Source organism: Actinophytocola sp., from assembly GCF_049647105.1.
Lineage (GTDB): Bacteria > Actinomycetota > Actinomycetes > Mycobacteriales > Pseudonocardiaceae > Actinophytocola.
Genome location: NZ_JBARWZ010000226.1, coordinates 1 through 22,196 on the forward strand (window position 1 = coordinate 1; position 22,196 = coordinate 22,196).

At 67.3% G+C, this 22,196-nt stretch carries 23 protein-coding genes and 2 tRNA genes; 17 read left to right on the forward strand and 8 right to left on the reverse strand.

Annotated elements, in window-relative coordinates:
* Positions 1-29 precede the first annotated feature (29 nt).
* Positions 30-701 carry a TetR/AcrR family transcriptional regulator gene (locus WBA97_RS26800; protein ID WP_424233695.1) on the reverse strand — a complete coding sequence of 224 codons (672 nt, stop codon included), beginning with the start codon at positions 699-701 and terminating at the stop codon, positions 30-32.
* Positions 702-856: 155 nt separating this feature from the next.
* Here WBA97_RS26800 and WBA97_RS26805 point away from each other — a divergent pair, with 155 nt between their 5' ends.
* From WBA97_RS26805 to WBA97_RS26850, 10 genes are all read left to right on the forward strand, one after another.
* The gene (locus WBA97_RS26805; protein WP_424233696.1) at positions 857-2,077 is read left to right on the forward strand and encodes an oxygenase MpaB family protein; all 1,221 of its coding nucleotides are present in this window, start codon (positions 857-859) and stop codon (positions 2,075-2,077) included.
* Positions 2,078-2,127: 50 nt separating this feature from the next.
* Entirely contained in the window at positions 2,128-3,339 is a 1,212-nt protein-coding gene (locus WBA97_RS26810) for an oxygenase MpaB family protein (RefSeq protein WP_424233697.1), read from the forward strand.
* 6 nt (positions 3,340-3,345) lie between these two features.
* Positions 3,346-5,625, forward strand: coding sequence for a molybdopterin cofactor-binding domain-containing protein (locus WBA97_RS26815; protein WP_424233698.1), 2,280 nt, complete (start codon positions 3,346-3,348; stop codon positions 5,623-5,625).
* Positions 5,626-6,102 carry a (2Fe-2S)-binding protein gene (locus tag WBA97_RS26820; RefSeq protein WP_424233699.1) on the forward strand — a complete coding sequence of 159 codons (477 nt, stop codon included), beginning with the start codon at positions 5,626-5,628 and terminating at the stop codon, positions 6,100-6,102. It abuts the gene before it with no gap.
* Between the two features lie 226 nt (positions 6,103-6,328).
* Complete coding sequence (locus WBA97_RS26825; protein WP_424233700.1) at positions 6,329-7,402, forward strand: DUF3103 family protein; 1,074 nt, start codon at positions 6,329-6,331, stop codon at positions 7,400-7,402.
* A gap of 91 nt (positions 7,403-7,493) precedes the next feature.
* Positions 7,494-7,988 carry a cupin domain-containing protein gene (locus WBA97_RS26830; protein WP_424233716.1) on the forward strand — a complete coding sequence of 165 codons (495 nt, stop codon included), beginning with the start codon at positions 7,494-7,496 and terminating at the stop codon, positions 7,986-7,988.
* A 64-nt stretch (positions 7,989-8,052) separates the two neighbouring features.
* A complete protein-coding gene (locus tag WBA97_RS26835; RefSeq protein ID WP_424233701.1) occupies positions 8,053-8,772 on the forward strand; it encodes an aminoglycoside phosphotransferase family protein in 720 nt (239 codons plus the stop codon).
* Between the two features lie 116 nt (positions 8,773-8,888).
* The gene (locus tag WBA97_RS26840; protein WP_424233702.1) at positions 8,889-9,296 is read left to right on the forward strand and encodes a DUF6069 family protein; all 408 of its coding nucleotides are present in this window, start codon (positions 8,889-8,891) and stop codon (positions 9,294-9,296) included.
* Positions 9,297-9,315: 19 nt separating this feature from the next.
* Positions 9,316-9,669, forward strand: a complete 354-nt coding sequence (locus WBA97_RS26845; RefSeq protein ID WP_424233703.1) for a YciI family protein — start codon at positions 9,316-9,318, stop codon at positions 9,667-9,669.
* A gap of 11 nt (positions 9,670-9,680) precedes the next feature.
* Positions 9,681-10,877: an RNA polymerase sigma factor gene (locus WBA97_RS26850; RefSeq protein WP_424233717.1), complete on the forward strand. Its 1,197-nt coding sequence runs from the start codon at positions 9,681-9,683 to the stop codon at positions 10,875-10,877.
* A gap of 44 nt (positions 10,878-10,921) precedes the next feature.
* Here WBA97_RS26850 and WBA97_RS26855 read toward each other — a convergent pair whose 3' ends face one another.
* From WBA97_RS26855 to WBA97_RS26865, 3 genes are all read right to left on the reverse strand, one after another.
* Positions 10,922-11,674, reverse strand: a complete 753-nt coding sequence (locus tag WBA97_RS26855; protein WP_424233704.1) for an endonuclease/exonuclease/phosphatase family protein — start codon at positions 11,672-11,674, stop codon at positions 10,922-10,924.
* Between the two features lie 209 nt (positions 11,675-11,883).
* Entirely contained in the window at positions 11,884-12,780 is an 897-nt protein-coding gene (locus tag WBA97_RS26860) for a hypothetical protein (RefSeq protein WP_424233705.1), read from the reverse strand.
* Positions 12,781-12,802: 22 nt separating this feature from the next.
* The gene (locus WBA97_RS26865; RefSeq protein WP_424233706.1) at positions 12,803-13,555 is read right to left on the reverse strand and encodes a class I SAM-dependent methyltransferase; all 753 of its coding nucleotides are present in this window, start codon (positions 13,553-13,555) and stop codon (positions 12,803-12,805) included.
* A gap of 220 nt (positions 13,556-13,775) precedes the next feature.
* Here WBA97_RS26865 and WBA97_RS26870 point away from each other — a divergent pair, with 220 nt between their 5' ends.
* Both WBA97_RS26870 and WBA97_RS26875 read left to right on the forward strand, forming a co-directional pair.
* Entirely contained in the window at positions 13,776-14,066 is a 291-nt protein-coding gene (locus WBA97_RS26870) for a hypothetical protein (RefSeq protein ID WP_424233707.1), read from the forward strand.
* Entirely contained in the window at positions 14,063-14,365 is a 303-nt protein-coding gene (locus WBA97_RS26875; protein WP_424233708.1) for a hypothetical protein, read from the forward strand. The genes WBA97_RS26870 and WBA97_RS26875 overlap by 4 nt, the downstream gene beginning before the upstream one ends.
* Positions 14,366-14,516: 151 nt before the next feature.
* Here the strand turns inward: WBA97_RS26875 and WBA97_RS26880 are convergent.
* Positions 14,517-14,606: transfer RNA gene (locus WBA97_RS26880), tRNA-Arg, on the reverse strand.
* A gap of 208 nt (positions 14,607-14,814) precedes the next feature.
* On the opposite strand from WBA97_RS26880, the gene WBA97_RS26885 reads away from it, so the two are divergent.
* The 4 genes from WBA97_RS26885 to WBA97_RS26900 all read left to right on the forward strand — a co-directional run bounded on the left by WBA97_RS26885 (position 14,815) and on the right by WBA97_RS26900 (position 18,609).
* Positions 14,815-15,522: a type IV toxin-antitoxin system AbiEi family antitoxin gene (locus WBA97_RS26885; protein ID WP_424233709.1), complete on the forward strand. Its 708-nt coding sequence runs from the start codon at positions 14,815-14,817 to the stop codon at positions 15,520-15,522.
* A gap of 1 nt (position 15,523) precedes the next feature.
* Positions 15,524-16,282 carry a hypothetical protein gene (locus WBA97_RS26890; RefSeq protein WP_424233710.1) on the forward strand — a complete coding sequence of 253 codons (759 nt, stop codon included), beginning with the start codon at positions 15,524-15,526 and terminating at the stop codon, positions 16,280-16,282.
* 483 nt (positions 16,283-16,765) lie between these two features.
* Positions 16,766-17,695 carry a type IV toxin-antitoxin system AbiEi family antitoxin domain-containing protein gene (locus tag WBA97_RS26895; protein ID WP_424233711.1) on the forward strand — a complete coding sequence of 310 codons (930 nt, stop codon included), beginning with the start codon at positions 16,766-16,768 and terminating at the stop codon, positions 17,693-17,695.
* Positions 17,692-18,609 (forward strand): nucleotidyl transferase AbiEii/AbiGii toxin family protein, encoded by a 918-nt coding sequence (locus tag WBA97_RS26900; protein WP_424233712.1) that lies wholly within the window; start codon positions 17,692-17,694, stop codon positions 18,607-18,609. The genes WBA97_RS26895 and WBA97_RS26900 overlap by 4 nt, the downstream gene beginning before the upstream one ends.
* 240 nt (positions 18,610-18,849) lie before the next feature.
* On the opposite strand, the gene WBA97_RS26905 is transcribed toward WBA97_RS26900, so the two are convergent.
* From WBA97_RS26905 to WBA97_RS26915, 3 genes are all read right to left on the reverse strand, one after another.
* Positions 18,850-19,128, reverse strand: a complete 279-nt coding sequence (locus WBA97_RS26905) for a hypothetical protein (RefSeq protein WP_424233713.1) — start codon at positions 19,126-19,128, stop codon at positions 18,850-18,852.
* Positions 19,077-19,580: a hypothetical protein gene (locus WBA97_RS26910; RefSeq protein ID WP_424233714.1), complete on the reverse strand. Its 504-nt coding sequence runs from the start codon at positions 19,578-19,580 to the stop codon at positions 19,077-19,079. Before WBA97_RS26910 ends, WBA97_RS26905 begins: the two co-directional genes overlap by 52 nt.
* 497 nt (positions 19,581-20,077) lie before the next feature.
* Positions 20,078-20,150 (reverse strand) — tRNA-Arg (locus tag WBA97_RS26915).
* Between the two features lie 63 nt (positions 20,151-20,213).
* Between WBA97_RS26915 and WBA97_RS26920 the strand changes: the two genes are divergently transcribed.
* Positions 20,214-21,872, forward strand: a complete 1,659-nt coding sequence (locus WBA97_RS26920) for an SDR family oxidoreductase (protein ID WP_424233715.1) — start codon at positions 20,214-20,216, stop codon at positions 21,870-21,872.
* The last annotated feature ends 324 nt before the right edge of the window (positions 21,873-22,196 follow it).

Genomic DNA, 22,196 nt, shown 5'->3' on the forward strand with positions numbered 1-22,196 from the left:
GCGACGAGCCGACGCCACCCCAACGGGCCTCAGGCGCCGGTGGCCAGCATGGGGACGAGGAACCGGCGGGCCACCGAGGCCAGTTGCTCGTCGTCGTCGAGGTCGACCACGTGGCTGGGGATCGCCAGGAAGGACGCCGAGACACGGACCATCATCTCGGCCACCAGGTCGGCGTCCAGGTCGGCCGGCACGTTGCCCGCGTGCTGCTCGCGGCGGAGCTGACCCGCGACGAACGCCCGCACGGTGGCGAGCGTATGGCCACCGTCGCTGATCATGGATGGCACGAGCAGTGCGGGTTCCGCGGCGATCAGGCCGCCGATCAGCGGGTTGCCCCGGATGGTGCGCAACGAGCTCACGAACCCGACGACCACCCGTTCGGCGGCGGTGTCCGCCTGTTCGATGTCGGCGAGGAACTGGTCGAAGTACCGGCGGAACTCGCGTCGCACGACGTGTTCGACCAGCACGTCCTTCGTCGCGAAGCGGCGGTAGACGGTGATCCGGGAGACCCCGGCACGACGGGCGACGTCCTCCATCGTGGATCGCTGGATGCCCATCCGGCAGAACTGTTCGTACGCCGCGTCGAGGATGCGCCCTCGGGCCTCGTCCACCTCGTCGACTCGTTCGACCGCGTCCGAGTAGGCGCGTTCCAGCAGCGACTCCTCACCAGTTGCCGCGATGAGCACTGACAGAGCGGGATCCACGACCACCTCCGGTACTGATTCTGCCTCAGTCCTCGGTCACACGGAGCTTGTGATGACCGACACTGTGTGCTCTGATGATACAGAGAAGCAGCTTCCGTTTCATCGTATCAGGCAGGCAGTGCTCTCGACCTCGACGAGGAGGAGGAGCTCAACCAATGGACAAACACAGTAGGCGCAACATGCTCAAGGCGGGCGGTGCGCTGGGTGCGATCGGCGCGCTGACCGTGGCGACGCCCGCACAGGCGGTGCCGTGGACGTGGTCGGCGTCAGGCTCCGTGGCAGGCACCGGGGCCGGTGCGGACCCGAGGTGGGTGTGGGACCCCGAGGCCGACCCGGTGGTCGCCGCCATGCTCGACCGGGGCGAGGTGTCCAGGGTCAACGAGTTGTTGCGGACGTGGAAGACGAACGGCCAGGCGTTGCCGGCCGGGCTGCCGACGGACCTGCGGGACTTCATGGAGCACGCGCGGCAGCTGCCGTCGTGGGCCGACCATGGCAAGCTCGCGACCGCCTTCGAGTTCAACCAGAAGCGCGGGCTCTACCTCGGTCTGTTGTACGGGCTGGCCAGCGGCATGATGAGCACGGTCATCCCCAAGGAGGCACGCGCGGTCTACTACTCGCAGGGCGGCGCGGACATGAAGGACCGCATCTCCAAGACCGCCAAGCTCGGGTACGACATCGGCACCCGCAACGCCTTCGGACCCGACGGCGAGATGATCGTGACCTGCGTCAAGACCCGGCTGGTGCACGCGGCCGTTCGGCACCTGCTGCCGCAGTCCCCGCACTGGCCGCCGGTCGCGGAGGAGGACATCCCGATCAGCCAGCGGGACCTGATGGTCACCTGGCACAGCCTGCCGACGACCGTCATGCAGAAGCTGGTCGCGTGGAAGATTCCGATCCCCGCCGCCGAGTCCACGGCGTTCCTGCACTCGTGGCAGCTGGGCGGGCACATGCTCGGCATCCAGGACGAGTACATCCCCAACTCGTGGGCCGAGGCCAACTCCCAGGCCGCACAGGTGCTGACCCCGATACTGGCGCCGACCCCGGAAGGCAACAACCTGGCCGACATCCTACTCAACCTCGGCTCCTCTGTGGACGGTGGCATCCTCAGCAAGCCGATTCTCGGTGCGTTCACCCGGTTCCTGCTCGGCGACAAGATCGCGGGCTGGGTGAACATCCCGCGCGAGCCGATCTGGGACCCGCTCCTGCGGGTCGCCTGGGGTCCCTTCATCGCCGTCCGCGAAGGGCTGCTGCCCTTCCCGCTGGCGCCGGAGGCCTACTGGCTGTTCGACGAGTTCCTGCGCAAGGCGGCCCTCCTCTTCCTGTCCGAGGCTCGGCCGATCAGCATCGAGATTCCCGACACCAACCGCCCGAACTGACGGGCCCGACGAGCAGCTGACCCGCGGTACCCAAGGAGGAGTTTCCGGAGATGGCAGAGTTGAGCAGGCGCAAGATGTTGCTCTCGGGCGGCGCACTGGGCGCGCTCGGCGCGCTGAGTATGGCCACGCCCGCACAGGCGCTGGCGTGGACCTGGGCGCCGAGTGGCTCGGTCGCGGGCACCGGCGCGGGCACCGACCCGCGGTGGGTCTGGGACGAGGAGGCCGACCCGGTGGTCGCCGCGCTGTTCGAGCGCGGTGACGTACCGGAGGTCAACCGTCTGTTGTGGGACTGGACCCGCAACGACCAGCCCCTGCCGGACGGACTGCCCTCGGATCTTCTGGCCTTCATGGAGAAAGCACGTCAGCTGCCGTCGTGGGCGGACCGGGGCAAGCTGGAGACGGCCGCGCAGTTCAACAAGAAGCGGGGCCTGTACCTCAACCTGCTCAACGGAGTCGGCGGCGGCATGTTGAGCACCGCGATTCCCAAGGAAGCACGTTCGGTCTACTACTCGGCGGGCGGCGCGGACATGGAGGACCGCGTCGCCAAGACCAGCATTCTCGGGTTCGCCGTCGGTGCGCTGAACGCGTTCCGGCCCGACGGCAACTGTGTGGTCAACGCCGTGAAGACCAGGCTGGTGCACGCGGCGGTGCGGCACCTGCTGCCGCAGTCTCCACATTGGACCGGCGAGGTCCCGATCAGCCAGGAGGACATCCTCGTCACCTGGCACACCCTGCCGACCTACGCCATGCGCAAGATGCTCGAGTGGAAGGTCCCGATCGGCTCGGCGGACTCCGCCGCCTACCTGCACTCGTGGCAGGTGACCGCGCATCTGCTCGGCGTCAAGGACGAGTACATCCCCGCGACCTGGGCCGCGGCCAACGCGCAGTCGGACCAGATCCTGCCGAGGAACATGGGACCGACGCAGGAGGGTGTCGAGCTGACCGACATCCTGCTCGGCCAGCTCGCCGAGCAGACGAGCCCCGGCAGCATCAGCAGGCCGATCGTCAACGCGCTCGGCCGGTACCTGGTCGACGAGCAGGTCGCCAACTGGGACCAGATCCCGCGCGAACCGTTCTGGGAGCGCACACTCGCTACGGTGTGGCCGATCCTGGTGAGGTTCCGCGAGGGTCTCATCCCGCTGCCGCTGGTGCCCGAGATCGCCTGGACCATCGACGAGGCCCTGAGGCAGTACATCCTGTTCTTCCTCACCAAGGGTCAAGAGACCAAGATCGTGATCCCGACGGGCAACCGGCCGGGCTGAGCGGACATGGACGAGACCTTCGGGCGGCGGCGGTTCCTCGGGTACGTGCTGGCAGCACCGACCCTCGTGACCGCCGCGGAAGTTGGTCTGGCGGAGACAACGGCAGCCGCGGCGGCACAGCCGCGGTTGCCGTCGCCGGACATCACGGATGTGGTCGACCTCAACGACCTGATGACCCTGGCGGCGCTGCCGACCTCCGGTCTGATCGCGGTGGAGGTCGGCCAGGACGGCACGGTGTCGTTCGCCCTGCCGAGAGCCGAGGTGGGACAGGGCATCACCACCTCGACGGCCATGTTGATCGCCGAGGAACTGTCCGTGCCGTTGACCCGGGTGCGGGTCACGCTGGCCGACGCCCGGCCGGAGCTGTTGTTCAACCAGCTCACCGGCGGGTCGAACACGACCATCTCGACCTACACCCCGATCCGGGTCGCCGCCGCCATCGCCCGGCGCAGGCTGCTGGACGCGGCGGCGGCCGAGCTTGGCTCGACCGACCTGACGATGAAGAACGGGGTGATCACGAACCGCTCCGGCGACCGCGTCGAGATCGGTGCGCTCGCGGTGAAGGCGGCGAGCACGCGGACCGAGCAGGTGCCGGTGACGCTCACCGCACGGGAGAACTTCACCGTCATCGGCAAGCCGCACAACCGGGTCGACGCGCTGGCGTCGGTGACCGGGCGCAAGAAGTTCGCGATGGACCTCGACGTGCCCGATGCGTTACCGACGATGGTGTGCCGCCCGCCGACCATCAACGGCAAGGTCGGCTCGGTGGCCAACCTCGCCGAGGTGCGTGCCATGCCGGGGGTCACCGACGTCGTGGTGATCAGCACCGGGGTGGCGGTGCGCGCCAGGACCTTCGGCCAGTGCATCGACGGTGTGCGTGCCATGAGCGTCACCTGGAAACCCGGTACGGCGGCGGGGAAATCCGACGACACCGTGCTGCGGGAGCTGGCCGCCGCCGAACTGCCGATCGGGCTCCCTCCCGTGACACCGACAGTGGAGGCCAAGTTCACGTTCTACTTCCGTGGCAACAGCGCGCTGGAACCCAACTGTGCCATCGCCGACGTGCGCTCCGACCGCGCCGAGATCTGGTCCGCGCTGAAGTCGCCGGTGGTCGCCAGGCAGACCATCGCGGCGAAGCTCGGGTTGCCACTGTCCAGGGTCACCGTGCACGTCGTCGAGGGCGGCGGTTCCTTCGGGCGCAAGCTGTTCTTCGACGCCGCGCTGGAGGCGGCCGAGGTGTCCAAGAAGATCGGCAAACCCGTCAGGCTGATGTGGCACCGCGCCGACGACACCCGCCAGGGCCGCACCCACCCGATGGCAACGTCCCGGGTGCGCGCCTCCTATCTCGGCGACACCGTGCTCAGCTACCACCAGCGGCACACCAGCGTCTCCACCGACCTCGGCCACGGGCTCGGCGAGATCATCACCGCGTTCGCCGCGCAGCTACCCGTCGGCGACATCGGTTTCTCCGAGACGTTCTTCCAGCTGAGCCAGACGATGTCGTACAACTTCGGGATCGCCACCCGGCTGCTGTCGGAAACCGACAAGGGCTTCAACACCGGCAGCATGCGCAACGTCTACTCCCCCGACGTCACCTGCGCCAGGGAGCTGATCGTCGACCGGCTCGCCGCGAAGATGGGCAAGGATCCGTACCGGTTCCGGCACGACTTCCTCCGCGACGCCCGCTCCCGCGCGGTGCTCGACAAGGTGGCCGACGTCGGCGGCTGGGGCAGGGCGATGCCTGCGGGCACCGCACAGGGCATCGCCTTCCACGCCGAGTACAAGGCCGTCAGCGCCGTGCTGGTGGAGATCGACTGCCGGCCGGAGACCGTCAACCGGCCCATCCGCGACGGGGTGACCGGGCCACGCGTCACCAAGGTCGTCTTCGCCGTGGATGTCGGCCTCGCGGTCAATCCGCGTGGTCTGGAGGCGCAGATCATGGGGTGTGTCTCCGACGGCATCGCACTGACGCTGACCTCCAGCCTGCACCTGCGCGACGGGTACTTCCTGGAAGCCAGCTGGGACAACTATTTCTACACCCGCCAGTGGAACACCCCGCCGGAGCTGCGGATCATCGTCATGCCCAACACGTCAGAGAACCCCGGCGGCGCAGGGGAACTGGGGGTCGCCGCGACGATGGCGGCGGTCGCGTGCGCGTACGGCCGCGCGACCGGCACCATGCCAACCAGCTTCCCCATCAACCACGGCACCCTGTCCTTCACCCCCAAGGCGACCGTCCCGCCCGTGCCCGCCTCCCCGACTGACGGCCTGAACAAGGAGTTCTGAGTGCCCGAGCACACTTTCCGCGTCAACGGGCAGCAGGTCACCGTCGACGTCGCCGACGACGTGCGCCTGTTGTGGGTGCTGCGCGACCTTCTCGGCATCACCGGCCCGAAGTACGGCTGCGGCATCAACGTCTGCAAGGCGTGCACCAGCCACATCAACGGAAAGGCGGTCAACCCCTGCGCGATCCCGGTCGGCGCGCTCGGGCCGGGCGACGAGGTCACCACCATCGAGGGACTTCCGGCCACGGTCGGCAGGGACCTGCACCCGATGCAACAGGCATGGCTGGACCACGACGTCGCCCAGTGCGGCTACTGCCAGCCGGGCCAGATCATGGCCGCGGTGGCGCTGGTGCGTCGTGCCAAGGAGGAAGGCCGCGCGATCACCGACGCCGACCTCGACGGCCTGCGCAACATCTGCCGCTGCGGCACCTACTTCCGCATCCGCGAGGCCATCAGGACCGGCGCCGAGAACATGTGAGAAGGGGCTCCCCGTCACCCAGGACGCGAAGTGTCCTGGGTGACGGGGAGCCCCCCGTCACCCCGCCAACCGTCCGATCAAGCGTCCGGTCGGCGGCGGCCGATAGGCCGCATCGTCGCCGTCCAGTGGCCGTATCCTGCGCCGATGCGTTGACGCAAACATGAAAGTTAGTCTTAATTTCACTTGACCCGCGCCCCCCTGCACGTGGGTCAAGGAGGCACGACTCGTGTTGTCGTCACGTCCCACTCGCATGGCGATCTCGTCACTCACCGCCGCCGTGGTCGCCGTCGGCCTCATGGCCGCACCCACAGCACAAGCAGAACCGGCCCTGTCCCCGGTCGCCACGGTCACCGACCAGCTCGCCCGCCAACTGGCGAGCGACTACGCCGCCGACGCGCGCAAGCTGCTCCCGACCACCGCGGACCACGCGGTGAACCTGGCGAGAGCACCGGAGACCAGCCGGCTTGGCCGGGCCGTTCGCGCCGCGAACCGCACCGTCCTGTCCGCGAAGGGCCTGCCGCAGAACGGCACGCCGTTGCTCACCGTCCGGCTGGCGGACCCCAGCATGGTCCCCGCGCTGCGCCGCGGCGTCGCGCCCCTCGTGGCGTCGTCCCCGACCGATGACACGCTCACTGCGGTGACGGCGTACGACCGCGCCGCCACCGTGGTTCAGCTTGACCCGAACCGCGTTCCCGACCGCCCCGTCTACCTGGTGGAGGTCGACACGTCGGCGGCGGTGGCGATGGGCATGAAGGTCGTCCGCTCGACACTGTCCGCGAACGGCCAGGCCGCGCAGGTCGACGCGGCGGCCGGCTACTGGGCCACCCAGGTCACGTCCATCCGCCTGAACGACGACAAGGAACCGTGGCACAAGGGCGGCGCCGAGATCTTCGCCATCGCGGCGGGTTTCGGCCAGGACGGCAAGGTCAAGGTCGACACGGCGGAGATGCCGTACCTGGACCACGACGGCACCACCTACTACCCCGGTCAGCTGCTGGTCCACTTCTCGTCGTACAAGTACAACCTGGCCGACCTGGTGCTGATGGAGGAGGACGGCGGCACCAACTACCGCGACCTCGCGCTCGCCCTGAGCCAGGCCCTGCTGACCATCATCGACGGCGGCGTGTACATCCCCCTGGTGAACGCGATCCTGAACGCGATCCCGACCGAGTGGTGGACCGACGACCCCGACTACGTCGACTCCTGGTACACCCTGTCGACCGCGACGACCGGCACCCTGACCGGCGCGGCGGCCAACGGCACGATCACGGTCAACCCATACTGGGTACAACCGCTGTGACATCCGGTGTTGCCCGGCCTCCCCGGCCGGGCAACACCCGCCACGATCGAGGACGCTCGGCACGCGGGCCGAGGCGAAGGGCGTGACCGGCATGCGACCGACCGCCGAGGAGCTACGGCAGCTGTGGCAGATGACGAAACTGCCGCAGGAGGACGTCCTGTTCGCCCCGACCTACGAGTCAGCGGGCAGAGGTCCTGACGGAAAACCGCTCTGCAACGCGATGGTGGCCATGTTCACCGACGAACCGGGCTCGTTCTCGGACCTGCACCGCCTGCCAACCGACGAGATCTGGCACTTCTACCTGGGCGACCCGATCGAGCTGCTCCTGCTCCACCCGGACGGCCAGGACGAGCTGGTGATCCTCGGCCCCGACGTGCTCGGCGGGCAGCGCGTTCAGGTCACGGTCCCGAGCACCACCTGGATGGGGGCACGCCTGCGACCGGGCGGCGAGTACGGGGTCTACGGCAACACGATGGCGCCGGGCTTCGTACCGGACGACTTCGAACCGGGAGATCAGACCGAACTGACCCGAAGCTGGCCACATCGCGCCGACCTGATCGCCGCGCTGACCAGGTCGCACCCGTGACCGGCCGGTGCGGGGCGAGTTGACGCTTCCCCGCCGGGGCATCGATCATGGTGCGGTGGCGGACATGGCCGAGGAACCCCTCGTCGGCGGGCACGACACCGAGGAGGTCGTCCGGGTCGGCGCCACGGTGCGGCGCACGCGTGGGTCTCGATCTCCCTTCGCCGCCCGGGTGCTGCGCCACCTGGAGTCCGCCGGCTACCCGCACGCACCTCGCTATCTGGGCGTGGACGAACAGGGCCGGGACATCCTGAGCTACATCCCCGGCCGGACGACCGACCACCCGACGCAGCGTGCGCAGGGCGCCTACGCGCTCGCCGGGACCATGCTTCGCCGGCTGCACGAGGCCACCGATGGCCATGCCATCGCCGGCGACCACCAGTGCGTCATCCATGGCGATCCTGGCCCGTTCAACACGGTTTTCCAGGACGGGCTGCCGGTAGCGTTCATCGACTGGACCAGCTGTTCCCCAGGCAGCCGCCTCGACGACGTCGGGTACATGGCGTGGACCTGGTGCATCCAGGCACTCGGCAACGTGCCGATCGCCGACCAGGCGGCGCACCTGCGCGAACTACGTGACGGCTACGGCGACATCGAGCCCGAGCGGCTCATCGCCGCGATGGTCCGGCAGCAAACGCGCCTCATCGACGCCGAGCAGACCAACCTCCACGACCCCGCGCTCACCGCCACCCGCCGCGACCACGCCCGGGACGCCATCACCTGGGCCACCTCCGATCGCGCACTGATCGAGCGACACAGGTCGACCCTGCTCTCCGCGCTGCGCTGACGAGCGCGTGAGATTCCCCGAAATTATTTTCTGGGTGATGTCGAATGGCGTCGAGCCCGTTCGTCGCCTAGGTGAGAGACCGGCAACGGCCGGTCGCCAATCACCGGAGGCAGCAAATGTCCGTCACCACCGCCACCACCACCACCGCTCCCGCGAAGCCACTGATCATCGGTGGCCTGACCGCGACGGCCATCGCCGCCGTGGCGACCTCGACGATCGCCGCATTGGGTGATTTCGCCGGGATCAGCCTCGCGGTCGGCGGCGCGCCGATTCCGGTGGTCGGGTTCGCCATGCTGACCGTCGTCTTCTCCGTGCTCGGCCTTGGGCTGGCCCTGGTGCTGGCCCGAACGGTTCGCCACCCGCGCACGGCGTTCGTTCGCACCACTATCGTGCTGACTGCGTTGTCACTGGTACCGGATGTGCTCGCGGACGCCGCCGCGACCACGAAGTTGCTGCTTATGTTGACGCACGTGGTGGCCGCCGCGATCGTGATTCCGGCCATCGCTCGCCGCCTTTCCGTCTGATCCCTTCGAGGAGTTCGCCATGAAGCAGTACTTGCTCGCCGTCCAGTGGGACGAAAGCGCGCCGACGCTGTCGGAAGAGGAGATGCAGGAGAACTTCGCGCGCACGGGCAAGGTCACCGACGAGATGAAGTCGGCCGGTTCATGGGTGTTCGTCGGCGGCCTGCTGCCCTCGCACGCCACCACGGTCGTCCGCCCAGACAACGGCACGACCACGATGACCGACGGCCCGTTCGCTGAGACGAAGGAGCAGCTCGGCGGGTTCTGGGTGATCCAGTGCGAGAACCTCGACCAGGCGCTGTCCTGGGCCGAGCGGTGCGCGCTGGCCTGTAGATGCCCGATCGAGGTGCGCCCGTTCAACGGCTCGTCGGAGTAATGAGCGCGGGAATGGACCTGGACCGCGTCTACCGGGCTGAGTACGGCCGATGCGTGGCCACACTGACACGCCTCCTCGGTGACATCGGGCTCGCCGAGGAGGCCGTCCAGGACGCGTTCACGGTGGCCGTCCAGAAGTGGGACGAGGCACCGCCACCCAATCCGGGCGCGTGGATCGTGACCACCGCCCGCAACCGCGCGATCGACCGCCTGCGCCGGGAATCCACCCGGGAAGCCCGCCACGCGCAGGCGCTGCTGCTGCACGAACCCGATGAGCCGAAGGAGGTGGGACCGGTGCGCGACGACCAGTTACGCATGATCTTCACGTGCTGCCACCCTGCGCTGTCGCCGCTGGCGCAGACCGCGCTCACGCTGCGCCTTCTCGGCGGGCTGGAGGTGGCGGAAATCGCGCGGGCCTACCTGGTGCCGGAGGCGACGATCTCCCAGCGGATCGTCCGTGCGAAGAAGAAGATCCGCGACGCAGGCATCCCGTACCAGGTGCCGGACGCCGCCACGCTCCCCGATCGGCTGGCCTCGGTGCTCACCGTGCTCTACCTGGTCTTCAACGAGGGCTACACGTCCACGTCGGGGGAGCTGATGCGGACGGACCTGTGCCTGGAGGCCGTCCGCCTGGCGAGGGCACTCGCCGAGCTGATGCCCGACGAGCCGGAGGCGATCGGGCTGCTGGCGCTGCTCCTGCTCACCGAGGCCCGGCGTTCTGCTCGGGTGGGGCCGTCCGGTGAGCTGGTGGTGCTCGCGGAGCAGGACCGGTCGTTGTGGAACCGGGAGCTGATCGCCGAGGGGCATGACCTGGTGCGGCAGTGCCTGCGCCGCGCCCAGCCGGGGCCCTACCAGTTACAGGCCGCGATCAACGCCGTGCACACGGACGGGCCCGCCACCGACTGGACGCAGGTGCTGGCGCTCTACGACCAACTGCTGGCACACACCCCTACCCCGATCGTGGCGCTCAACCGGGCGGTCGCCGTCGCCGAGGTACACGGACCGGCGCTGGCGCTGGCCACCATCGAGGAGCTGGACCTGCCGGGCTACCACCTGCTGCCCGCCACCCGCGCGGACCTGCTGACCCGCCTCGGCCGTATCCCGGCCGCCGTCGCGGCCTACGACGAGGCGATCACCCTGGCCACGAACGACACGGAACGAACCTTCCTCGAGACACGCAGGGCACGCCTGATCCAGGAGAACGGTTGATGGTCCACAGTGGATCTCCACTGTGGACCATCAACCGGGTAAAGTCAGATCGTCGCGGACATCTTGTAGGCGTGGTGATCCGAACCCCACATCGGTTGCCGCGTCACCGAGGTGTGCGAGACGTTCGACGGCGCGTACATGTGGTCGATCGGCACCCCGCCCCCGGCGACCGGCACCCACTGGGTCGGGCTGGGCATGCCCATCGCCTTCGCCCGGTTGAAGTCGCCGATCACGAAGATCGGCACACCAGGATGGCTCTGCTTCAGCGCGGCGACCTTGTCGTGCAGGACCTGGTAGTGCGTGTTCCACCTGGCCTGCCGTTCCGGGTGCCCGCTCCACGCACCGGAGATGAAGTGCGTGTTCACCACGATCAGCTGGGTGCCGGTCCCGCGGATCTCCAGCCGCACCCAGTTCACGTACCGGGCAGGGGTCACCCCGGCCTCGCCACCGTGCGTCTGGACGCTGCCCTCGCCGAGCTTCGCGAAGCGGTCGACACGCCACGATAGCGGGATGGCCGACGCGGGCGCGCCGCCACCGAGGTAGTGGTTGTAGGCCGCACCCAGCCGGTTCTTGAGCTTCGTGATCGCGGCCGGGCTTTCCACCTCCTGCCAGCCGATGACGCCGGCGAAGGACTCGAAGCTGCCGTCGCCGTAGTGCGTGTTGTGCGTGCCGATGGAGATCTCCGAGGCCGCCACACCCTGCTTCGCGACGCCCCCGGCCCCGGCGGCCACCGCCACTCCGGTACCGGCCAACACCACGGCGACAGCCGCGGCGATGGCCAGCTTGATCCGCTTCACCAGACCTCTCCCTTCCGCACCCGGCCCACTGGACAGCCGGACATGTGACAAGTTGTCGAAATCTGTCACCACCCAGTGAACAACGTCCGGCACGACCGGTCTGCCCCCCGATGGTCGCGACTACACAGATCGGCACGAGTCGTGCACAAACGCGATGGCTGGTCAGGACGAGATCGGCTCCGCGACACCCCCGCAGCCATGCTCGACCGTTATCGGCCGGCTCGTCGGCGGGCCGTCGCGTCGAGCAGGTCGGCCACGGTCCGGCGGGCCGGGACCGGGATGGCCGGGGCGGCGGTGTCGCCGCGGAAACGGTGCAGCAGCTCCATCCGCAGCCGAGTGGCCTCACCCCGGACGACCCGCGTCAGGAGCCGGTCCTTCTCGGCAACCGGCAGGCCACCGACCCAGGCGGCGAGTTCGCGGGGATCGTCAGCGATCGTCACGAAGGACGGAGAAGTCTGAGCCGCGATGGCAAGCAGGTCGTCGTCGAGGCGGAGGAAGCCGGCCAGCGCACGCTGCGCCGCGGTGAGCGTGCCCAACCCGGGCGGAACCGGCGGCTCGAGGTTGTCGTCGGCGTCGCGGTCGAAGACGTCCTCGTCGTGCTCCCAGGCACCGTAGGCGGCCAACCAGGCGAGATAGAGCGGCCGAAGATCACCGGCGGCGAGCTCGGCACGAACTCCGACAATGGCCGACAGCAACGTTTCGGCGTCGTAGTCGAACTCTTCCTCTTCGGTGTGATCCTCACTGGTGAAGTCGAGCACGACGAACTCTGCCGTGCCCCGGGCGCTCACCTGGTCGCCGACGCAGTAGGTCTCGACGACGCCGGGATCGAGCAGGTCACATGGCAGGCGGAACATCACCCGATGCGTGCCCCAGTTGGCCACATACAGGTGCGCGTCGTAGTAGCGCGCCATCAACGAGCTCGGATCACCCTTGAAATCGCCCCAGTGGTACTCGTTCACCAGACTGGTGGCAGTGATCGTCGCCCGGGTGGACAGCTTCCGAACCTCGGCCTGGTCGAAGTCGTCCAGCGGCTGGTCGATCGCCAGGAACTCGTAGTACTGGTACTCGCTCACTACCCCATCCACGCATTTGTCGATCGTCGGCACGAGACGCCAAGATTTCGGAACGTCAGAGTAGCCATCGTGATGTGCCGATGAGCGGGTGGTCGTGCGTCAGTGCGGTGAGAGAGAAGAAGAGGAACTGGGCGTTACGGCTCAGGTGCCGATATGCGTCCGGAGCAACTTCGGCCATCTCCGGGCGCGGATCCGGCTCGGCGATGTCGTCGACCGCGAATCCCGATGCGGTGAACGCGGCCAGCATGGCCCGCAGCGGGCGATGCCAGAACCGCATGCGCATCGTCCGGCCGTCCTGCACCCACTCCTCGGTAAAGCTGAAGGTGCCGAGGTAGTCGTCACTGTCGATGATCCGCATGTCCATGAAGGGGTGGTGGGTCGACAACACCACCCGGCCACGGGGCGCGAGTACCCGATGGAACTCGCGCAGCGTGGGCTCCCAGTCCGCCAGGTAGTGCAGGACGAGCGACGACAGCACCAGGTCAAACGCGCCGTCCAAGAAGGGCAGCGGCTGACTCAGGTCCGAGCGGTGCAACGGCACCCGCGGCCCGAGCCGCTCACGCGCGAGGTCGAGCAGGTTCCGACTCAAATCCACCCCGGTGACGGTGGCCCCACGATCGACCAGTTCGGCCGCGTGCACCCCGGCTCCACACCCCGCGTCGAGCACCCGCAGCCCGCGCACCTCACCTGCAAGGTCCAAGATCGCAGGCCGCTCGTAAAGCGCATTGAACGGATTCGTCTCGTTGCGACGCGCATACACACACGCGAACTCGTCGTAATCGTTGTGCTTGATCTCCCCCTCGGACACCCGACTTACGTTAGACGCCGGACCGGCGCTCAGGTGCCCCCATGGGCGCAAGGAGCGACATAGGCCCGCGCGACGGGAAGCCCGCGGAAGACGTCGAGACATCGACCATGTGCCGCTGACCTCGGCAAACCTAGTGCAGCTTGGCTCCCCAGGTGATGGGGACGTGGGCATTGCCCACTTACCCACTTGCCCATATCATGGGGTAAGAGAGGAGGCAGCCGTGTCGACACTGGAAGGGTTCCGCCCCATCGCTGAAGTCGCCGCCGACGAACGTGCTCGCATCGCGTTCGGCAAGGCCGGCGTACACAAGGACGACCGGTTCGCACTCTCGATCAACGACGAAGGCGTCATCATGCTCACCCCACTCGCCAGCATCCCCAAGCGGGAACTGCTCGTATGGGAGAACGAAGAGCTGAAGGCATCCCTGTTCCGCGGTCTCGCTGACGCCGCCGAGGGCAAGGCAAAGCGGCTTGACTGGCTCACCGAAGACGAGGATGCCGACGACGAGTGAGTGCTCCGCCCTACATCCTCAAGTACACCCCAGAGGCTGAGAAGGTCATCGAGGACCTGCAAAGACCGCAGTACGCGGCCAAGCTCAAGAAGGTCCGAAAGACGCTCAGACTGCTGCAGAACATTGGACCAAACCATGCGGGCCTGAACTCGCACCGCTATCAGTCGGTTCCAGGTCCGGATGGTGCCGCACTGTGGGAGTCGTACGTAGAGAACAAGACACCCTCCGCGTGGCGCATCTGGTGGATCTACGGACAACCTGACGAGATCATCATCGTCACCGTTGGGCCTCATCCGTAAACCCCTTCATTGCCAGCGCTTCTGCTGGTGACCGCCGCTCTGTCGACTGCTGACGGCCCGCGAACGCCGTCGCTGCTGCTCGGCCCGTGAGCAACTGCTTGACGGGCTGGGCGACCTCGGCCGCCCGGCGACCGACAGCCTTTTTCCTGGGCACCCACGGCAGGATTTGAACCTGCGACACCTGCCTGCGGAGGGCTAGGGAAGCACGGCAGGTGATTGTGGCTCTGACCTGCACGTGTGTTCCGCGCGAGAGGCTCGGACCGACAAGCATGCGCACGCATGCGCACAGATGGTGTATCCGCAGGTCAGCCGCAGAACACAGCTCACGCTTTCGAACCTGCGAGCCAGGAGCATAGAAGGCACCAGTTAAACTGGTTGACCTGCGGTTATATACACAATAACCGCCATCAGCGAGGGTATTGTGTATAGTCAGTCCAGGAGGTCATGACATGAGCCAGGCGCTCTCACTACTCTCGGTTGCCGATGCTGCGCGGCAGCTCGGAGTCTCGCCTGGGCGTGTTCGTGAACTCGTCCACAACGGACAACTCGATGCGGAGCGAATCGGGCGGGCAGTGCTCGTCAGTGCTGACTCCGTTCGTCGACGTCTGGAGATCGTTCGACCGAGGGTTGGTCGCCCACTGTCACCGCGTATGGCCTGGGCTTTCCTCTGGCAGCTGAGTGGCGTGCGAGCACCGTGGCTGGCGCCGGCGGAGCGCAGCCGAGTCAACAAGTACGTGCGTCGAATGCCTGTCGAGCAGTGGCCACGCATGCTCGCCAACCGTGCTGACATGCACAGGGCTCGGATGTTGCCTGGACCGCTTGATCGCCTGCGCCAGGATCCAAGAGCAGTCGTCGGGGGTGTGGCGGCCGCGTCTCACTATGGGATCGACCTGGTCAGCGATGTCGACGATGTCGAGCTTTACGTCGAGCCTGACTATTTCCATGAGCTGGTGGCGAGGAAGCGGATCAACCTGCATCCTCAGGTGCCCAACGTCCTGATCCGCGTGCCTCTCTTCTCCGAGGCACTGCATTTCAGCGACGAGCATGCCGGGTTCGCTCCTCCGGCAGCGGTAGCCGCGGACCTCGCGGATTCCGGGGATGAGCGGTCCGTACGTGCGGCACGCCAGCTTTGCGCCGCATACAACGAGGACTGCTGACATGACCGCTCTTCCCCATCTCGGCACGGTCCAGCTACCGCGACTGGCCGCCGGCCGTGACGAGGTGCTGTGGCCAGCCATGTTGGACCTCGCTGCGGCGCTGCCCCGGCCGTGGACGCTGATCGGCGGGCAGATGGTCTATCTCCACGGTGCCCTCGTCGGCCGGAGTCCGCATCGCTTCACCGAGGACATAGACGTGGTCTTCGATATGCGAGTCGAGGTCGACGCGATCACGAAGGCGCATCGCGCCCTCGATCGGTTGGGCTACGAGGTCGCCGGTGTCAGTGCTGATGGTCTGGCGTACCGGTACAGGAACGGCAACGGAGTCGAGGTCGACATCCTGGCTCCCGATCACCTGGGTGAGCGTGTGTTGCCCAAGCTGCACACCCCTTATGGGAAGACCGTCCAGGTGCCCGGCGCCAGGAAGGCACTGCAGCACTCATGCACTGTCACCGCCACCTACGGAGAGCGTGAAGAAGTCGTATTCGTTCCCAGCCTGCTGACGGCAATCAACATCAAACTCAAGGCGATCGGCCTACCCGGCCCGACCGAACGAACCGGATCACGCCACTTGGATGACATCGCGTTCCTGGTGTCGTTGGTAGATGACCCGGACACCCTCCTGAGCGATCCTGTGTACAAGTCGCTGCCGTTGGATGCGGCGGAAGCCTTGGACGACGCCGCGCACGTGTCGTGGCGAAGGTTGGGCGACCATGCCGAGGACGGCGTCGCCGCATGGACCATGCTCCGCGAGGGCTAATTACTTCGACCTGAAAAAGTGAGTTCTGGTTGAGCGGTGGGTGCTGGGTCTGGTGTGGCTCAGGGCTGGTTAGTTTCTTGTGGGTTGGCGATCAGGCGGTGTGGGCTGTTGTCCGGACAGTCCATGATCATCTGATGAGAGAGTTCGGCCTGGTCAGCGGCCGGATTCCCAGATGAGAGGGGGCGCCCACGGCAGGATTTGAACCTGCGACACCTGCCTCCGGAGCCCCCGGTTCGACGTCGCCTACCGCCTCTACCAGCAACTACAGTTTCAAGAACAACCTCTACAGTAGCCCACAACCACCCTGTTTTCAGACGCATTCATGGCATGCGGCATGTCACGACTCGTTGGGACGTCGATGGCCACAGCGGCCCAGCGGGTGGCGTGATCGGACGGCACGACGAGCCGCCTCCATGAGGACTACGACAGCAAAAATGGCATCTGAGTGTAACTTTTGCTGTCGCATCCTGTTATCTTTGTCTTGTGAGGCAAACTGAGGCGCTTCGCCTGGTCGGTGACTATGCCGCCGACCAGGGGGGCCTCGTGACCTCCGCGCAGGCGAAGATCGTGGGAGTCGACGGCGTCACCCTCCGCCGACTGGTTGACACGGGGCTGCTTGAGCGCATCACACATGGCGTGTACGGGATGCCGGCCGCGATGGCCGCCGAGCACCTGCTTGAGCGCGCTGCCTGGCTACGGCTGGCGGCTGGCCGCCCGGGATGGGAACGGAAGCCACTCGACCCCGACGGTGGAGTGCTCTCCCATCGGTCGGCCGCTGTCCTGCACGGCCTGGGCGACCTGGCACCGGACAGCGTGGAGATCACAGTTCCTCGTCGGCGCACCAGCCGCGACCCGAACGTGCGCCTGCGCATCGCACAGCTCACCGACGACGAGGTCACGAGTGTGGATGGGCTCCCAGTCACCACCGTGGAACGCACCATCGTGGACCTGCTGGCCGATCACACCGACGGTGGCCACGTCGGAGATGTGCTGGCCGATGCGCACCGCCGCAACCTCGTCGATCTGTCTGCCCTGTCCAAGCGGGTCGTGCGCTTCGCGACGGCCTATGGGATCCGAGGCGGGGGATCGAATCGCGGTATGAAGGTCATCACACGACTGCTTGACCAGGTCGGATACCGGGGTCTTGGAGACAGCGACCACGGCGCTGCTGAGGACCACGGTCGACAGGTGCTCGCCGTCGCAGACCGGCTGGTCACGCTCAACCCAGATGAGCTACGCAGCCTCGCGATGCTGCTGCAGTCCCCTGGTCTCGTGGAGAAGGTCACGCGAGGAACCAGGGAACAAAGCCATACCGCCGACACAGAGCCCTCCTCCGCCAGGCCGGAGACCAGCCGCGATCATGATGATGACCGCGACCACGACGATCACGACGAAGAGATGGAGACTCCGTGACCTACGAGTCACCGCAGGCGCTGCGTCAAGCACTGGCGGCCCGCGCCAGGCAGGCGGCCCGCGACACGGACGCTTCCTCCAACGACCTCATCACGCGGTTCTACCTCGTCCGGTTGCTTGCTCGTGTGTTCCAGGCGGACCCCGACGCCTGGCTGCTCAAGGGCGGCCAGGCTCTGCTGGCGCGCTATCCCGATGCCCGCCACTCAAGCGATATCGACCTGTGTGGCACCTCCGCGACCACCACCCTGGACGACGCCGTCGCCACTCTGATCCGAGCTGCCGCGCTCGACCTTGACGATTACCTCCACTTCACCGTCCACTCCCGAGAAGACCGCACGGACGGCAACGGCACCAGCCGCGTGAGGTTCAAGGTGCAACTGGGTGGTCGTCCGATCAACACTCCCGTCAGCGTGGACGTCGTGACCAATCGTGTCCCGCTGGGGCAGCCCACGTACAAGCGACTTGAGCCGGCCGTCCCACTGGACTGGCCCACCGGCTACCCGGTCGTCGCGCTGTATCCGATGGTCGACCATGTCGCCGACAAGGTGTGCGCCCTGTACGAACTGCACGGCACCGACCACACCATCCCGTCCACTCGATACCGCGACCTGGTCGACCTCCTGCTCATAGCCCACCGCGAGCCACTCGACGGCCCTCTGGTGCACCTCGCGCTTCGAACCGAAGTCCGCCGCCGCAGAGCTCGCGGCACCGTGCTCGACCTTCCCAGCACATTCACCATCCCAGGTACGAACTGGCCAACCGGCTACCGCACCGCCGCGACAAAGGTCGCCGGCCTGGCCAACTACCGCACGATCGAACTGGCCGCGGGCCTCGCGCACACCCTGCTCGATCCTCTCCTCGGACCCGACGATCCACCACAGCGGTGGAATCCACGACGGCTTGGTTGGGAGTGATCACAGCTCAACTGCCGGTCACCGAGCCGCCGCGCGACGCGGGAACCGCTCGTTCGAGGCCGAGCATTCAGGACACGACTGCCGCAAACCCATATACACCAAGGAGGAACGGGACCACCTGATCTGATCTTCGTTGAGCAAACGACTGCCGGTCTACCCCGCAACGGGCCGCACGACGACCGCGACCCTCCGACTCACCGGGAGCCGTACCTGCGTTCGCGGTGGTTCTGGTTCGGACTGTCAGTACTCCGACAACTGTGCTTGACGATTCGATTCGATGATCTGCCGGGCCCGTTCCGGGAGGGGAGCGTCGATCTCGATCGCGACGGCCTGGAACGCGCTGTGGCCGGGGAGCCTGAGAAGGCACTCGTGCAGGAGCTCGCGAGCGTGATCGAGATCGCCGCGCTGACGCGCCAGCTGTGCTTGGAAGAACGTCAGCTCCGGCCCGCCGAGGGTGGGGTGCTGGGCTACCTTGTCGAGCAGGTCATCGGCGTCGTAGTCAGGCAGCCGGTCCAGCAACAGGCTGTGCCACTCGGCCAGGTCTCCCGTCCGCTGATCGCGTTCGAAATCCCGCCTCCCGCTGGCCTGATCGAGACCAGTTCCACGGGGCCGGCGTCGGGTGCCAGCGCGGCCCGCAGGCGGTCCCAGGCGTCCGGCGACAGCGGCCCGGGTTCGTCGGAGTCCAAGTCGGCCCGGTACATCGGGTCGGGCTGGGCGACGGTCAGTTCGACGGCACCGAACTCGGCCAACTCGCCAAGCAGCCGGCGCAGGTCCGCGCCGACGCCCTCACGCCACCGCGTCACGGCCGTGGGATCGAGCTCATCGAGGTAGAACGCTTCGGCGCAGGCCGTCCAGACGCTCTCGGCCAGCCGGATCACCGGCATCGGCTCGGGCAGCCCGTACACGGTGTTGAGCACGTCGGGCAGCACGTCGTCGAGGATGCTGTCGACCATCCGGGTGTGTTCGGCCACTCACGACCGTGGCCGCACGAGAAGATCCAGGGCGGGCAGCGCGTCGAACGCGGCCGTCCACAGTGCCAGGCCGTCGCGCAGCAGCGGCGCCGACTTCGCGACACGCACCAAGCTGTTTCTTGACCACTCGGACGAGCCGAACCTCCTTGGCCAGTTCGACCAGGCGCGTGAGGCCGGGCAGATCGGTACTGCTCTTGGTGCGATACACGCGTTCGCCGATTCGCGGGTCGAGGATGTCGCCCGTGTCCAGCAGCGTCACCAACTCGCGGGCGTCGCCGAACTTGGTGTTGCCGGTCGTAGTCAGCACCCGACCGTCACCGACCCAGTCGACCAGCGCCCGCAGACCGGCCCGGTGAGTGCGTCCGTGCCGCGTCCGTACGGTGTCCGTAAACGTCCGTAGAACGCCAGATCTGGCCGGGTACAACCGGGTAGAACGCCAACAGCCGCTGACCGGTGTTCGTGCTGGTCAGCGGCTGTTTTTGCATGTCTGGGGAGTGCGCCCACGGCAGGATTTGAACCTGCGACACCTGCCTCCGGAGGGCAGTGCTCTATCCCCTGAGCTACGTGGGCTCGTCTTGCGACTTCGGGAAGCTTAGCGCATGCGGTTCCGGGGGTTGCGGCTACCGTGACCTCATGGGTCGACGGTGGGTGGAGTCTGGTGGGGTTCGGCTTGCTGTTTACGAGGACGGGCCCGTTGATGGGGTTCCTGTCGTCCTTGTGCACGGGTATCCGGACAACGCTTCGGTCTGGGATGGGGTGGTCGCCGAGCTGGCGGGGCGGTTTCGGGTCACCCGGTATGACGTGCGTGGGGCCGGGGAGTCCGGGGCGCCCGGCGGCCGGGACGGGTACCTGATCGCTCGGCTTGTCGAGGATCTTGTCGCCGTTGTCCGCAGCGCTTCCGACCGGCCTGTGCATCTTGTCGCTCATGACTGGGGGTCCATTCAGGCTTGGGGCGCTGTCAGCGACCCCGACCTGCGTGGGCTCTTCGCTTCCTACACCTCCGTCTCCGGGCCTGACCTCGATCACGTTGGTGCTTGGATGCGGTCGGCGCCCAAGGGGCGGGTGCTTCGGCAGCTTCTTCACTCCTGGTACATCGGGGCGTTTCAGGTGCCGGTGATCCCCGAGCTGGTGTGGCGGGTGCCGTTCTTGCGGCGGAAGTTTCTGGCCAGCTACCGCGACGCTCGCAACGGGATCGAGCTTTACCGGGCCAACATGGTCGGGCGGCTCTCCCAGCCTGGGGCTCGGCGGACCGACGTGCCCGTTCAGCAGCTCGCGCTTGCCCAGGACCCCTTCGTCACGCCGTCGATTCTCGAGGCCGCCGATCCCTGGTGTGAGCGGCTCTGGCGCCGCCCCGTCGTTGCCGGGCACTGGGTTGTCCGGGAGAAGCCGCGGCTTGCCGCTCGGATGATTGTCGAGTTCATCGAGCATCTTGGTGGCGCCGCCGCTTCCCGGGAGCTTGGCCGTGCCGTTGTCGGGGAGCCGCGGTCCGAGTTGGCTGGGCGGCTTGCTCTTGTCACCGGTGCCGGTAGTGGGATCGGGCGGGCTACCGCTCTGGCGCTTGCCGCTGAGGGCTCTGAGGTGCTGTGCGTCGATATCGACTTCGATGCCGCTGCTCGCACCGCTGCCGACGTCAGCGGCTCCGCGTTTCAGTTGGACGTCTCCGACGGGGCCGCCACCCAGCGGCTTGCCGAGCACGTCCTCGCCGAGCACGGGGTGCCCGACCTCGTGATGGCCAACGCCGGTGTCGCTGTTGCCGGACCTTTCCTCGACACCAGCGTCGAGGACTGGCAGCGGGTCCTGGACGTCAATGTCTGGGGTGTCATCCACACCCTGCGCGCGTTCCTGCCACCCCTTGTCGAGCGTGGGGAGGGCGGCAACGTCGTCATCACCGCCTCCGGCGCCGGGTATCTTCCGCTTCCCTCCCTGTCTGCTTACGGGACCACCAAGGCCGCCGTCCTGATGTTGGGGCAGTGCCTTGCCGGGGAGCTGGCCTCGGACGGGATCGCGGTCAGTGCGATCTGTCCCGGGTTCGTGCACACCAACATCACCTCGGCCGCGCGGTTCGCCGGCACCGGCGCCGACGAGGAGCGTGAGCTGCGGGCGCGGGCCACCGAGCTTTACCGGCGTCGCGGGTTCGGGCCCGAAAAGGTGGCCACCGCCGTCGTCGCCGCGGTTCAGTCCGGTCGGACGGTGGTGCCCGTGACGCCCGAGGCCAAGGCCGGGGCGGTGCTCAACCGGATCTCGCCTGCCGTCACGCGGGCGATTCTTCGTGGGGTCGGGCGGCGGATCTGACGACCTACATGGTCACTGTCCGCTACGTCGCGAATCCGGCAGCTGCGCCGCCGAGCTGCACTGATCACCTTTGTGATACCACGTCTGTAACTCTTTGTGACGGAAGGCACGTTTAGGCGGGAACGCGGGACCGGGGTCCTCCGTTGTACAGATGGTTGCCGATTGCGGCGAAAAACGACCAGAGTATTCCGGTGGTGTCTACACCCCCAGGGCATTGCTGACGCGACTTGGGTCTGTCGCATAGGAGACCGGAAACGCCGGCCGGATGTCCCCCCAGCCTCCGGCCGGCGCCATCTTTCCCGTCGGTCCACCCGCGTACTGTCG

What these genes read in the sequence shown, in the direction of transcription:
- WBA97_RS26805 (WP_424233696.1), top strand. Translation starts at nt 857, where the DNA reads ATGGACAAACACAGTAGGCGCAACATGCTCAAGGCGGGCGGTGCGCTG.
- WBA97_RS26810 (WP_424233697.1), top strand. Translation starts at nt 2,128, where the DNA reads ATGGCAGAGTTGAGCAGGCGCAAGATGTTGCTCTCGGGCGGCGCACTG.
- WBA97_RS26815 (WP_424233698.1), top strand. Translation starts at nt 3,346, where the DNA reads ATGGACGAGACCTTCGGGCGGCGGCGGTTCCTCGGGTACGTGCTGGCA.
- WBA97_RS26830 (WP_424233716.1), top strand. Translation starts at nt 7,494, where the DNA reads ATGCGACCGACCGCCGAGGAGCTACGGCAGCTGTGGCAGATGACGAAA.
- WBA97_RS26835 (WP_424233701.1), top strand. Translation starts at nt 8,053, where the DNA reads ATGGCCGAGGAACCCCTCGTCGGCGGGCACGACACCGAGGAGGTCGTC.
- WBA97_RS26840 (WP_424233702.1), top strand. Translation starts at nt 8,889, where the DNA reads ATGTCCGTCACCACCGCCACCACCACCACCGCTCCCGCGAAGCCACTG.
- WBA97_RS26845 (WP_424233703.1), top strand. Translation starts at nt 9,316, where the DNA reads ATGAAGCAGTACTTGCTCGCCGTCCAGTGGGACGAAAGCGCGCCGACG.
- WBA97_RS26850 (WP_424233717.1), top strand. Translation starts at nt 9,681, where the DNA reads ATGGACCTGGACCGCGTCTACCGGGCTGAGTACGGCCGATGCGTGGCC.
- WBA97_RS26885 (WP_424233709.1), top strand. Translation starts at nt 14,815, where the DNA reads ATGAGCCAGGCGCTCTCACTACTCTCGGTTGCCGATGCTGCGCGGCAG.
- WBA97_RS26890 (WP_424233710.1), top strand. Translation starts at nt 15,524, where the DNA reads ATGACCGCTCTTCCCCATCTCGGCACGGTCCAGCTACCGCGACTGGCC.
- WBA97_RS26920 (WP_424233715.1), top strand. Translation starts at nt 20,214, where the DNA reads ATGGGTCGACGGTGGGTGGAGTCTGGTGGGGTTCGGCTTGCTGTTTAC.